Raw genomic sequence first — 13,160 nt, 5'->3', positions numbered from 1 at the left:
GATTGCCGACCGCCGGCCGTCGCTCAATGGGTCCTGATTCGGCGCTTGCCGATCAGTTCATCGCCGCGTCCATCCACGGCTTCCAGGTCGCTTCATTGGCTTCGACCCAGGCGGAAACGACGTCTTCCAGCTTCTCGCCCTTCTGGTCGATTGCCAGCATCATCTTCTGCTGTTCCGCAGCCGACATGGTCATCTGCTCAAGGAAAGCATAGGCGGCCGGCCATTTTTCCTCGAAGCCCGACCACGCGACTTTCATCGTGTCCGGCGGAGAAACGCCGCAATCCATCACTTCATTCGGGTTCGGACCCCAGGATGCATCGGTCTCGCAGGCGGGGTCGTAGGTCGGCAGTTCGACCCATTCGACATCGACTTCGGCCAGCACCCAATGCGGCGCCCAGAACATCATGACCAGCGGCTTTTTGGCGGTGGCGGCGGCCTTCAGCTCGGCAACCAGCGCGCCTTCCGAACCGGCAGGGACGGCGGCATAGGGCAGATCCAACCCCTGGATCATCTGGGCGGAGCGATTCCCCCAATCGGCCGGATAACTTAGGATGCGCCCGTCCGGGAAGGTTTCCGGCGTCGCCATGGCTTCGGCACAATCCTTCAGGGCATTCCAGTCCGGCAGGCCCGGGCAGGTTTCCTTCATATGGACCGGGTAGACCCAGCCTTCACGGGTTTCCAGCTTCAGCGGGCCGATATCGACCAGCTTCCCGGTTTCCTTCATCTTGGGATAGATGTCGCCGGCATTGTTCAGCCAGACTTCCAGGGTGGCGTGAATCGTGCCGTCTGCCAGCGCTGAATGCTGCGGGTAGTTGCCGGCGGTCACGTATTCGACGGAATAGCCCATCTTCTGCAGAACCTGGCCGGCGATATGCGTGGTCACATGCTGGCCGGTCCATTCGTTGATCGCCAGCTTGATCGGCTCATCGGTGGCCCCCAGCTCGGCCGCTTGTGCCGACGTCACGGCCAGCATGGCGGCACCGCCGACGACGGCCGCCCGGGTCAAATTCTTGATGTAAGACATGTTCGATTGTCTCCCTCTCGATCCCTGTACATTTCATTTCAGCCGGAACGCTTGAACGCGCCCGTTCGGCCCGTAGTGTGAGGTCATTGATCGTGGAAGTCATGCCCGAAATTGAATTTCGGACCTCCCACCCTCAGCCGTGGCCAGCCTTACTGTTGCAGGCCGGCTAACACAAGAGCGCACCAAGTGCGCCATGATTTCCAACTTTTGCGCCATAAGGCGCCTCCGACGGCAGGGGCGCATGTTCGGCACTGGCTTGCTTTCGCCGACGCAGGTTATGCTTCCGGCCAAGAGCGCGCAGGCGCGAGAAAACATCCAGCGAAGGGAGAGCTTCATGGCGAAGAGCGTCATCATCACCTGTGCCGTGACCGGCGGTATTCATACCCCGACCATGTCGGAATATCTGCCGATCACCCCGCAGGAGATTGCCGATGACGCCGTTGCCGCGGCGGAAGCCGGTGCTTCGATCCTGCATCTCCATGCCCGTGATCCCGAGAACGGCCGGCCGACGCCGGATCCGAAGGTCTTCATGGAGTTCCTGCCGCGCATCAAGCAGCAGACGGATGCCGTTGTGAACATCACCACCGGCGGCGGACTGGGCATGTCGCTGGAGGAACGCCTCGCCGCCGCCGTTGCCGCCAGCCCGGAGATGACCTCGCTGAACATGGGGTCGTTCAATTTCGGCCTGTTCCCGATTGCCGACAAGATCAAGGACTGGAAGTACGATTGGGAGCAGCCGTATATCGAGGGCACGAAGGAGTTCATCTTCAAGAACACTTTCGGCGACATTGAGCGCACCATGATGGATCTGGGCCAGGGGCACGGGGTCAAGTTCGAGTTCGAATGCTACGATGTCGGCCATCTCTACAATCTGGCACATTTCGTCGATCGCAAACTGGTCGAGCCGCCTTTCCTGATACAGACGATTTTCGGGATCATGGGCGGGATCGGCGCGGATGAAGAAAACCTGATGCATATGCGCCGCATCGCCAACAAGCTGTTCGGAGACGATTACGAATGGTCGGTTCTGGCAGCCGGGCGCCATCAGATGCCCTTCGTGACCCAGGCCGCCATCCTTGGCGGGAATGTTCGGGTCGGCCTTGAGGACAGCCTCTACATCTCCAAGGGTGAACTGGCGAAGAGCAATGCCGATCAGGTCGCCAAGATCCGGCGTATCATCGAGGACTTGTCGCTTTCGGTGGCGACCCCGGAAGAAGCGCGCACGCGGTTGAAACTGAAAGGCGGCGACCGGGTCAATTTCTGACCTGAAGGTTCTCTGCCAACCACGGCGAAAGGAAAAGTCCGAGAATGCATGTGATCATCTTCGAAGTGGAGCCGGCCGACGGCAAGACCCAGGAATATCTGGATATCGCGGCGGAACTGAAGCCGCTTCTGGAAACGATGGATGGATTCATCTCCGTGGAGCGGTTTCAGAGCCTCACCACGCCGGGCAAATATCTATCGCTGTCCTTCTGGCGGGATGAAGCCGCCATCGAGCGCTGGCGGAATACCGACCCGCATCGCATCGCCCAGGCAAAGGGACGCGGGGAGGTCTTCGCCGGCTACCGCCTGCGTGTCGCGCAAGTCGTGCGGGATTACGGCATGACCGATCGGGATGAAGCACCGGAGGATTCCCGAGAGTCCCATGGCGCATGAGGAACCGGTTAAGCGGTCCTGTGACATTGCCGCCAAATCGAGATAAGGTACTGAAACCAAGGGGCGGTTCTGGTTGAGGAGCATTTCGTGCCGCCGACGAATCAAACCGGGGCGCTGACAGGCGACGACAGTCCATGGAATCTGGCGAGCTGTCGGCGGACACGTCTGCCGATCGAGGACGCGGAAACCATCCCGGTTCTTTCCGGTGTGCTGGCGCTTTGGCGGGCCAAATGTCCCGATGGGGGATTTCCGGGCAAGAGCGACCTCGATCCCACTGAAATCGGGGTAGCAGCGTTGCCGAACATCATCCTGATGGACGTGGAGAACAATCCGCGGCGCTACCGCTACAGGCTTACCGGGACGGCGATCGACCGAATTCAGAACCGGAACCTGACCGGAACCTTCGTCGATGAAAACCGCCCGGAAGAACTCCGCCGTATTCTGCTGCACGATCTGGATGAACTGGTGGAATCCGGCGCGCCGCATCTGGTGGAAATGGCCTTCCTGAATGCCGAGGGGTATAGCCGAAAGCTGCGGATACTCCGCCTGCCTCTGTCCGGGTCAGCGGACACCAGGAGCGAGGTGGCGCATATCTTTCTCGCATTCGATTTTCGTTAAATTATAGGGAAATTACCGGGGCTCTTTCCGACTCGTTTACCTTTGAGTGGTACATCCTCGCTGCAAAGGTAATCAACCATCACGCAGAAAAGACATGGACTCCCAATCGCACCCTTGGGCGGCGGCGTTTCCTCTACACGCGGCCACCCTTTGTCGACGTACCGCTCTGCCCTTCACTCAGGTCGGACAGAGCGCTGTTCTGAACGAAGTTCTGACCTTGTGGGAAGACCGGCGCCGAGGGCGGACTATGCCGTCCAGGGCGGATTGCGACGCCCCGGACTTCAGTCGTGCGGTGCTGCCGAAGCTCGGCCTCATTGAGGTAGAGCACGCGCCTCTGCGTTTCCGGTATCGTCTGACCGGAACGGCAGTGGATGAAGCCCATGGCGCCAACATGACCGGCATGTATGTCGAGGATGTCGCACGGGTCTTCATGCGTGATGACCTCCAGCCCGATCTGGAGGCGCTTGTCGATCGGAAGGTCCCGCAGCTCGTGCTGCTTCAATGTACCAACATTCACCAATACCATCGTCGGCACTACGTGCTGCGTCTGCCCCTTTCCGGTGATGGTCCGGATGCCGATCCGCTGCGGGTGGATCGCATTCTGGTTGCTTTCGAGCAGGCCGAACCGATCGAAAGGGCAGTGTTTACCAACGATTAGTAAGTGTGGGTTAGAGTATCTCATCCATTGAGTGAAATGAGCAGAGACTGATCCATGTCCGCGATTGCCGCAAACGACGACTTCACACTTTCCAGCATTTCCGACTGTTCGCGGACAGAGCTGGAGGTCGATGCCGCACGCCGGGATCCGTTCTTCAGGAAGGCGCTCGCTGTATGGGATGCCAAGCGTGGCCCCGCGCCGGCACCGTTCCGGCGAGACGTCGACGCGTTCGATTTCACCGCGGATGTGCTGCCCCGTCTGATGTTGATCGAAGTCGTCCGGAAACCGTTACGGTTTCGCATACGTCTGACCGGAACGCAGGCAGATCAAATTCATGAACGGAACATTACCGGGCTATACACAGATGAGCTGCAGCCCGGGATGCTGGCGGAATCCATGCGGCGGGATTTGACCCGTATTGTCGACACGGGGCAGCCGCAATGGGTTGAACTGCTTTTCACCAATAACCGCGGGAACCGCCGTCAGACCCGTATTCTGCGCCTTCCACTCCTGGCGAACGACGCCACCGAAGACCGTCCGGAGATCGGTTTCGTCATGTCTTTCTTCCTCTTCAAGAAACTGGCCGACGTCTGACCCCCGAATGCCGAGCGCTGAATTCGGCGCGGTGTCGCGGTTGATCTAAACCGGGACGTGGGCGATACAGTGCGTGGGGAGCAATCGGGATAGGACCGACGCAGTCGCAGGCTTGCTCCGGGCGCTGCGTCCCTTTGCCATGTCTTTTCTTCGGGGGATGTCTATGTCCGAGCACAAGGTACTTGTCGCCAATCGCAGCGAAATCGCCATCCGTGTGATGCGCGCCGCAACCGAACTGGGTCTCGGGACGGTCGCGATCTACGCGGAGGAGGACAAGCTGTCCCTGCATCGGTTCAAGGCCGATGAAAGTTATCGCATCGGCGAGGGCCTTGGACCCGTCAAAGCCTATCTGTCGATTGACGAAGTGATCCGAACCGCCAAGAAGGCCGGGGCGACCCTGCTGCATCCGGGCTATGGCTTCATGTCCGAGAACCCGGACCTGGCTGAAGCCTGCGCGGCGAACGGCATTACCTTTGTCGGACCACACCCGTCGGTCATGAGATCGCTGGGCAACAAGGTGTCCGCCCGGGAGATGGCGGTGAAGGCCAATGTGCCTGTCATGCCGGCGACCGGTCCCTTGCCCGACGACCTTGGCGAATGTGCCCGCCTGGCCGAGGAGATCGGCTATCCGGTGATGCTGAAGGCAAGCTGGGGCGGCGGCGGCCGTGGGATGCGTGTGATTGAGGACGCGTCCAAGCTGAAGGAGCAGGTGAGCGCCGGTCGCCGTGAGGCCGAGGCCGCTTTCGGCAATGGTGAGGTCTATCTGGAGAAGCTGGTCCAGCGGGCCCGTCACGTGGAAGTCCAGATCCTGGGGGATACCCACGGCAATCTGGTCCATCTTTTCGAACGTGACTGCTCCGTTCAGCGCCGGAATCAGAAAGTCGTGGAACGCGCCCCGGCGCCCTATCTGGACGACGAGAAGCGGGAGCGGATCTGCCAATCGGCGCTGAACCTGTGCCGGGAGGCCGGGTACTATGGTGCCGGCACCGTCGAGTTCCTGATGGATGCCGATACCGGCGAGTTCTATTTCATCGAGGTCAACCCACGGGTCCAGGTCGAACACACCGTTACCGAAGAAGTGACCGGGATCGACATCGTGAAGGCCCAGATGTTGATCGCCCTGGGAGGGCGGATCGGTGTTGAGGACGAAACCGGTGTGCCGGCGCAGAAGGACATCCGCCTGAATGGTCACGCCCTGCAATGCCGGGTGACGACCGAAGACCCTGAGAACAATTTCACGCCCGACTATGGGCGCATCACGGCCTATCGCGGGGCGACCGGCTTCGGCATCCGACTGGATGGCGGCACGGCCTATTCCGGCGCGGTCATCACCCGATACTACGACAGTCTCCTGGAAAAGGTGACGGCGCGGGCGTCGACCCGGGATGCCGCGGTGCGCCGGATGGATCGCGCACTGAAGGAATTCCGAATCCGCGGCGTGGCGACCAACCTCGCCTTTCTGGAAAACGTGATCAATCACCCGGACTTTGCGTCGGGCAACATCACGACCCGCTTCATCGACACGACCCCGGCCCTGTTCCACTTCCCCAAGCGCCGCGACCGGGCGACCAAACTGCTGCGTTACATCGCCGATGTTACGGTGAACGAAAATCCCGAAGCGTCCGGCCGACCGAAGCCGCCGGCGCATGCGCATAGCCCCGTCGTGCCGATCACGCTGTATCGTGAGCCCCCTCAGGGAACGAAACAGGTGCTGGACGAGCGCGGGCCGGAGGGATTCCGCGATTGGATGCTGCAGCAGCAGCGGGTTCTGATTACCGACACGACCATGCGCGACGGGCATCAGTCCCTGCTGGCGACGCGGATGCGGTCCTATGACATGGTCAAGGTCGCGGAAGCCTACGCCCAGCGTTTGCCGGAGCTGTTCTCCCTCGAATGCTGGGGCGGGGCGACCTTCGACGTTTCCATGCGGTTCCTGAAGGAAGATCCGTGGGATCGTCTGATCGACATTCGTGAGAAGGTCCCCAACATCCTGCTGCAGATGCTGCTGCGCGCCTCCAATGCGGTCGGCTACACGAACTATCCGGACAATGCCGTCCAGTATTTCGTGGAGAAAGCGGCGGATGCCGGTATGGATGTCTTCCGCGTCTTCGACAGCCTGAACTGGGCCGAAAACATGAGGGTCGCGATGGATGCGGTGCTGAAGACCGACCGTCTGTGCGAAGCGGCGATCTGTTATACCGGCGACCTGTTCGACAAGAGCCGTCCGAAATACGACCTGGACTACTACGTCAATCTTGGTCGGGAACTGAAATCACACGGCGCCCATATCCTGGGCATCAAGGACATGGCCGGGCTGTGCCGTCCGGCGCAAATCAGGGTTCTCGTAAAGGCGCTGAAGGAAGAAACCGGGCTGCCGATCCATTACCATACCCACGATACGTCAGGCATTGCCGCGGCAACCGTACTGGCGGCCTGTGAGGCCGGTGCGGATGCCGTGGACGCGGCGATGGACAGCTTCTCCGGACTGACGTCGCAGCCCAATCTGGGGTCGATCGCCACGGCGCTGGCGGACACGAATCGGGATTCCGGCCTGGATCTGGCAACGATCCGCAGCTTCTCGGACTATTGGGAAGCGGTGCGCGTGCAGTACACCGCCTTCGAACCGGACCTACGGGCCGGCGCGTCCGAGGTCTACCTTCATGAAATGCCGGGGGGCCAGTTCACCAACCTGAAGGAGCAGGCCCGGGCGCTGGGCCTAGCGGAACGCTGGCACGAGGTGGCCCGCATGTATGCCGAGGTCAACAAACTGTTCGGCGACATCGTCAAGGTGACGCCGTCGTCCAAGGTGGTCGGCGACATGGCGCTCTACATGGTCTCCAGCGGTGTATCGCCGGAGGACGTGCTGGACCCGTCGACGGATATTGCCTTCCCGGATTCGGTGGTGGCGATGTTGCGCGGCGATCTGGGGCAGCCGCCGGGTGGCTGGCCGGAAGCCATCGTGGCGAAGGCGCTCAAGGGGGAGGCACCGATCACCGATCGCCCCGGCAAGCATCTGAAGCCGATTGACCTGGCGGAGGAACGATCGAAGGCCCAGAAGGCAGCGCAGCGCCATGTCGGCGATTTCGAGCTGGCCTCTCACATCATGTATCCGAAGGTCTTTGCCGATTATGCCAAACATCGCCGGGAGTTCGGGCGGGTCGATGTGTTGCCGACGCCGGTCTTCTTCTACGGCATGAAGCCGGGGGATGAGATTTCGGTCGACATCGATCCCGGCAAGACGCTGGTCATCCGATTGATGACTGTGGGCGAGGCGGATGAAAAGGGCGAACGCGAAGTCTTCTTCGAACTGAACGGGCAGCCGCGCGTGATCCGCGTCGCCGACAAGGCTGTCGCCCCCAGCGCGCCGGCCAATGAGAAGGCGGACATGTCCGATCCGGGCCACGTTCCCGCACCGATGCCGGGCGTCGTTTCCACCATGGTGGTCAGCGAAGGTCAGTCGGTCCAGGCCGGCGACGTGTTGATGACCCTGGAGGCGATGAAGATGGAAACGTCGATCACGTCCCCGCGCGCCGGCAAGGTTAAGCGGGTCGCCGTGAAGGCCGGCGTCCAGGTTGATGCGAAGGATCTTCTGGCAGTGGTGGAGGGCTGATCAGCCCTCCAGCTCCTCGCGCAGGATTTCCAGTTCCAGCCAGCGTTCTTCTGCCAGGGACAGGGCGGACAGGGTCGAATCCAGGGCCTTGGCCGTCCGGTCGGCGGCGGCCCGGTCGCGAGTGAAGAAGTCCGGGTCGGCCATGGCCGTTTCCAGCTTTTCCTTCTGGACGCGCAGCTTCTCGATCTGGCCGGGCAGGGTCTTCAGCGCCTCGCGTTCCTTCAGAGACAGTTTTCGCTTCGCCGCGTCGGCCTGCGGTTTTGAGGTGGCCGGTTTGGACGCCTGGACCTTTTTGGACTTATGCTCCGGCGCGGCCAGCTTGCGGGCCGGCGCACCGCCCCGCTGGCTGACCATGTCGGAATAGCCGCCCGCATAGTCCTGCCATTTGCCGTTGCCCTCCGCTACCAGAACCGTCGTGGCCACGCGATCCAGGAAATCGCGGTCGTGACTGACGAGAATAACGGTGCCGGGATAGTCGGCGATCAGTTCCTGCAGAAGATCCAGGGTCTCGAGGTCGAGATCGTTTGTCGGTTCATCGAGGATCAGGAGGTTGGAGGGCAGGGTGAGCGCCCGGGCCAGCATCAGGCGGCCGCGTTCTCCGCCGGACAGGCGGCCGATGGGCTGGCGTGCCTGTTCCGGTGTGAACAGGAAGTCCTTCATGTAGCCAATGACATGGCGCGGCTGGCCGTTGACAATGACCTTGTCGCTGCCGCCGCCGGTCAGTGCGTCCTGCAGGCTGGTATCGGGATCCAGTGAGGCTCGACGCTGGTCCAGCGAGGCGACCTGCAGCTTGCTGCCCTGAACCGCTGTGCCGGAATCCGGCTCCAACTCCCCGATCAGCAGCTTCAGCAGGGTTGTCTTGCCTGCGCCGTTCGGTCCGATGATGCCCAGCCGGTCGCCGCGCAGAACCCGCAGCGACAGGTCCCGGACGATCGGCCGGTCGCCAAAGGACTTGTGCAGGTTTTCAACCTCCATGACCCGTTTGCCGGAAGCGCCGGCGTCGGAGGCACTCATGGTGACGCTGCCCTGGGCCCGACGATGATCCTTGCGCTCCTGGCGCATGGCGATCAGGTTGCCGAGACGCTTCTGATTGCGCTTGCGGCGGGCGGTCACGCCATAGCGCAGCCAGTCCTCCTCCATCGCGATCTTGCGGTCCAGCTTGTGCCGGTCGCGCTCCTCCTCCTCCAGCACGCGATCCCGCCAGGCCTCGAACCCGCCGAAACCCTCATCAAGGCGGCGCGCGGTGCCGCGGTCAATCCAGACCGTCGCGTTGGACAGGCGTGTCAGAAAGCGCCGGTCGTGGCTGATCAGGACCATGGCGGATTTCAGGCTCTGGATTTCCTCTTCCAGCCATTCGATCGCGGTGAGATCCAGATGGTTCGTCGGCTCGTCCAGCAGCAGGATGTCCGGCTCCGGTGCCAGAACCCGCGCCAGTGCGGCGCGGCGCGCCTCTCCGCCGGACAGGGTCTTCGGATCCTCCTGTCCGGTCAGGCCGAGACGGTTCAGAAGATATTCGGCGCGATGGTGTCCGGTCGTCGGATCCAACCCGTCCTCGGCGTAGGCCAGTACGGTATCGAACCCCGTCAGGTCCGGTTCCTGCGGCAGATACCGGACCGTGATTCCGGGATGGACCCAGCGCTCACCGCCATCCGGTTCGATCTGTCCCGCCGCGATCTTGAGCAGGGTGGACTTGCCGGAGCCGTTTCGACCGACCAGGCACAGCCTCTCTCCCGGCCCGACGGACAGGCCGGCGCCGTTCAGCAGCGGGTGTCCGCCGAATGTCAGGTGAATGTCTTCGAGGGTGAGAAGTTGGCGCGCCATGGGGGCGATGTACGCTCCGTTCATCGGGACGGCAAGAGGGTTCGCAAGTCCACGCTTGTCCGACGGACGAATTGTGCGAAAAGGTTGCGCGCCTCATTTCGTCCAAGGGAGACACTGCTGTGACGGATACGCTGACACTTGTTCTGGGGGACCGCACCTATTCCAGCTGGTCGCTGCGTGGCTGGCTGTTCATGGCGCAATCCGGATTGCCCTTCGAGGAGGAGATGTTCTGGCTCGACGCGCCGGATTACAAGGACGGGCTGCGGGCGGCGACCGGGGGGGTCGGCTCGGTGCCGACCCTTCGCGTGGGCACGCGGATCGTGGCGGAAAGCATGGCGATCGCGGAATATGCGGCGGAAGCGGCGCCTGATGCCGGATTGTGGCCCACCGATCCCCTGGATCGGGCCGAGGCCCGCTCGCTGGCCGCGCGGATGCATGCCGGGTTCACAAGCCTTCGCGGCAATTGCCCGATGAACCTGTCGAATCAGTTCCCGGACTTCAAACCGTCTGATGCGGTCCTGGCCGACCTGCGGGTGCTGGAATCGATGTGGGAGCCCTGTCTGGAACGATCCGGCGGGCCCTTCCTCTATGGCTCATACGGGGCGGTCGATTCCTTCTTCGCCCCGGTCGCGGCGCGGATCTATACCTTCTGTCTGCCGGTCTCCGATGCCGCCCAGGCCTATGCCGACGCCATCCTGACCCATCCATTGATGCGGCAATGGATCGCAGCGGCGGCGGAAGAGCCGAAAGTCGACCGTCCGCGTACCGGGCGGTTTTCCGAGGGCGGCTACGCACCGGGGGACTGGCCCATTCTGAAAGGCTGATTTCCAGCGTCGGAATTCGCCTTTGACCTAGCCGGATTTCCCGCTAGGCTTGGGTCGGATCGCGGCGCCCGGGGGCACGCGACGACAATCCGATGGATAGGGTATGAACGAGGATCTGCTCGGTTATAACGAGATGGTGGAACAGGCCATGCGCTCCGTGGTGCGCAAGGCGCTGGAGCGGGCTGCCAAGGGCGGTTTGCCGGGCAATCATCATTTCTACATCACGTTCAAGACCGACCATCCGGACGTCATGATCCCCAATCGGCTGGTGGACCAGTATCCGGAAGAAATGACCATCGTGCTGCAGCATCAGTTCTGGGGGTTGCAGCCGGATGATGAGGGTTTCGATGTCGAGCTGAGCTTCAACCGTCAGCACGAACATCTGCGCATTCCCTATGCCGCCCTGATTACCTTTGCCGATCCGTCGGTGAATTTCGGCTTGCAGTTCCATGTCGAGGTCGAAGAGGACGCGATTACGACGGAACATCCCGAAGCGGCGTCGGACGAAAAAGGCCCGACGCAGGAAGAAATGGAAGCCGGGGTTCCGGACGCCTCGGACGAGGATACGCCGGAAGGCGACGATGATCAGCGCAACGACAACGTTGTTACCCTGGACTTCACCCGCAAGAAATAGCGCGCCATGTCCCACCGTATCGGCCGCCGCGCTTAGCTAACCGCCAAAGTAGGAGCCGCCCCATGGTCGACGCCGCCTTTCTGGACATGCTTCCCCTCGGTCCGGACCAGACCAAATATCGCAAGTTGACCGATCGCTATGTCTCCACCGCCGAATTCAACGGCGAGGAGATGCTGATGATCGATCCGGAGGGGATCCGGTTGCTGTCGGAAGAGGCATTCCGCGACATCAACCATCTGCTGCGCCCAGGGCACCTGCAGCAATTGGCGAACATCCTTAAGGACCCGGAAGCATCGGATAACGACCGGTTCGTTGCCTACGATCTGCTGAAGAATGCCAATATCGCCGCCGGCGGTGTCCTGCCGATGTGCCAGGATACCGGCACGGCCATTGTCATGGGCAAGAAGGGACGCCGGGTGTGGACCAATGGCGAGGACAAGGCGGCATTGTCCACCGGCGTTCTGGACGCCTATGAGCGCAATAATCTGCGCTACAGCCAGGTCTCACCCCTGTCGATGTTCGAGGAAAAGAACACCCGCAACAACCTGCCGGGCCAGATCGAGATCTACGCCGAAGGGCAGGAGGATGCCTATAAATTCCTGTTTATCGCGAAGGGTGGCGGATCGGCCAACAAGTCCTTCCTGTTTCAGGGCACGCCGTCGCTTCTGGAACGCGAACGCCTGATCAAGTTCCTGGACGAGAAGATCCGTACCCTGGGTACCGCGGCCTGCCCGCCTTATCACCTGGCGGTCGTGATCGGCGGTACGTCGGCGGAGTTCAACCTGAAGACCGTGAAGCTGGCCAGCACACGTTACCTCGATAGCCTGCCGACCGAGGGCAGCGAGAACGGCAACGGTTATCGCGACCTGGAAATGGAGAAGGTTGTCCACGAACTCAGCCGCAACATGGGCATCGGCGCGCAGTTCGGCGGCAAGTATTTCTGTCACGACGTCCGGGTCATCCGCCTGCCGCGTCATGGCGCCAGCTTGCCGATCGGTATCGGGGTCTCCTGCTCCGCCGACCGTCAGGCGCTGGGGAAGATCACCAAGGACGGCATCTTCCTGGAGGAACTGGAACGCGATCCGGCGAAATACCTGCCGGACATTACCGACAAGGCCTTCGGGGGAGAGGTGGTCGAGATCGATCTCTCCATGCCGATGAAGGACATGCTGGCAACCCTGACCAAGCATCCGATCAAGACCCGTCTGTCCCTGACGGGAACGATCATCGTGGCGCGCGACGCGGCGCACAGCAAATTGCGCGCGAAGCTGGACGCCGGCGAACCGCTGCCGGACTATTTCAAGAATCATCCGATCTATTACGCAGGTCCTGCAAAGACGCCGGAAGGCTATGCATCCGGTTCCTTCGGGCCCACCACGGCCGGGCGCATGGACAGTTTCGTCGACCAGTTTCAGGCGGCTGGGGGCTCCATGATCATGCTGGCGAAGGGCAACCGGTCCCCGGTCGTGCGCAAGGCCTGCGAGAAGCATGGCGGTTTCTATCTGGGCTCCATCGGCGGGCCGGCGGCGCGTCTGGCCCAGGACTGCATCAAGAAGGTCGAGTGCATCGAGTATCCCGAGCTTGGGATGGAGGCGATCTGGAGGATCGAAGTCGAAAACTTCCCGGCCTTCATCGTGATCGACGACAAGGGCAACGACTTCTTTCAGGGCATGATGCCCGACTGAGGTTCAGCCCGTCCGTTGCGGACGGCAATTCAGCCG

The 13,160-nt window shown here is 61.8% G+C and carries 11 protein-coding genes; 9 read left to right on the top strand and 2 right to left on the bottom strand.

The window, feature by feature from the left end; translation table 11 throughout:
* Positions 1-52: 52 nt before the first annotated feature.
* Positions 53-1,024 (bottom strand): ABC transporter substrate-binding protein, encoded by a 972-nt coding sequence (locus R8L07_04810; protein MDW3204844.1) that lies wholly within the window; start codon positions 1,022-1,024, stop codon positions 53-55.
* 334 nt (positions 1,025-1,358) lie between these two features.
* Here R8L07_04810 and R8L07_04805 point away from each other — a divergent pair, with 334 nt between their 5' ends.
* The 6 genes from R8L07_04805 to R8L07_04780 all read left to right on the top strand — a co-directional run bounded on the left by R8L07_04805 (position 1,359) and on the right by R8L07_04780 (position 8,160).
* Positions 1,359-2,288: a 3-keto-5-aminohexanoate cleavage protein gene (locus tag R8L07_04805; GenBank protein ID MDW3204843.1), complete on the top strand. Its 930-nt coding sequence runs from the start codon at positions 1,359-1,361 to the stop codon at positions 2,286-2,288.
* Between the two features lie 44 nt (positions 2,289-2,332).
* Positions 2,333-2,680: an antibiotic biosynthesis monooxygenase gene (locus R8L07_04800; GenBank protein MDW3204842.1), complete on the top strand. Its 348-nt coding sequence runs from the start codon at positions 2,333-2,335 to the stop codon at positions 2,678-2,680.
* 87 nt (positions 2,681-2,767) lie between these two features.
* Entirely contained in the window at positions 2,768-3,298 is a 531-nt protein-coding gene (locus R8L07_04795; GenBank protein MDW3204841.1) for a PAS domain-containing protein, read from the top strand.
* Between the two features lie 94 nt (positions 3,299-3,392).
* Positions 3,393-3,956 carry a PAS domain-containing protein gene (locus R8L07_04790; GenBank protein ID MDW3204840.1) on the top strand — a complete coding sequence of 188 codons (564 nt, stop codon included), beginning with the start codon at positions 3,393-3,395 and terminating at the stop codon, positions 3,954-3,956.
* A gap of 54 nt (positions 3,957-4,010) precedes the next feature.
* A complete protein-coding gene (locus tag R8L07_04785; protein MDW3204839.1) occupies positions 4,011-4,550 on the top strand; it encodes a PAS domain-containing protein in 540 nt (179 codons plus the stop codon).
* Positions 4,551-4,713: 163 nt separating this feature from the next.
* Positions 4,714-8,160 carry a pyruvate carboxylase gene (locus tag R8L07_04780; protein ID MDW3204838.1) on the top strand — a complete coding sequence of 1,149 codons (3,447 nt, stop codon included), beginning with the start codon at positions 4,714-4,716 and terminating at the stop codon, positions 8,158-8,160.
* Here R8L07_04780 and R8L07_04775 read toward each other — a convergent pair whose 3' ends face one another.
* Positions 8,161-9,981: an ATP-binding cassette domain-containing protein gene (locus R8L07_04775; GenBank protein ID MDW3204837.1), complete on the bottom strand. Its 1,821-nt coding sequence runs from the start codon at positions 9,979-9,981 to the stop codon at positions 8,161-8,163.
* A 119-nt stretch (positions 9,982-10,100) separates the two neighbouring features.
* Here R8L07_04775 and R8L07_04770 point away from each other — a divergent pair, with 119 nt between their 5' ends.
* The 3 genes from R8L07_04770 to R8L07_04760 all read left to right on the top strand — a co-directional run bounded on the left by R8L07_04770 (position 10,101) and on the right by R8L07_04760 (position 13,124).
* On the top strand, positions 10,101-10,805 hold the full coding sequence (locus tag R8L07_04770) for a glutathione S-transferase (GenBank protein ID MDW3204836.1): 705 nt from the start codon (positions 10,101-10,103) through the stop codon (positions 10,803-10,805).
* Between the two features lie 103 nt (positions 10,806-10,908).
* Positions 10,909-11,439 (top strand): ClpXP protease specificity-enhancing factor SspB, encoded by a 531-nt coding sequence (locus R8L07_04765; protein MDW3204835.1) that lies wholly within the window; start codon positions 10,909-10,911, stop codon positions 11,437-11,439.
* A 62-nt stretch (positions 11,440-11,501) separates the two neighbouring features.
* Positions 11,502-13,124, top strand: coding sequence for a fumarate hydratase (locus R8L07_04760; protein MDW3204834.1), 1,623 nt, complete (start codon positions 11,502-11,504; stop codon positions 13,122-13,124).
* Positions 13,125-13,160 lie beyond the last annotated feature (36 nt).

The sequence above is a fragment of the Alphaproteobacteria bacterium genome, assembly GCA_033344895.1.
Classification (GTDB): Bacteria; Pseudomonadota; Alphaproteobacteria; order UBA8366; family Aestuariispiraceae; genus Pacificispira.
Note: the sequence above shows the minus strand (reverse complement) of the source record. Positions and strands in the feature narration are given on the sequence as shown.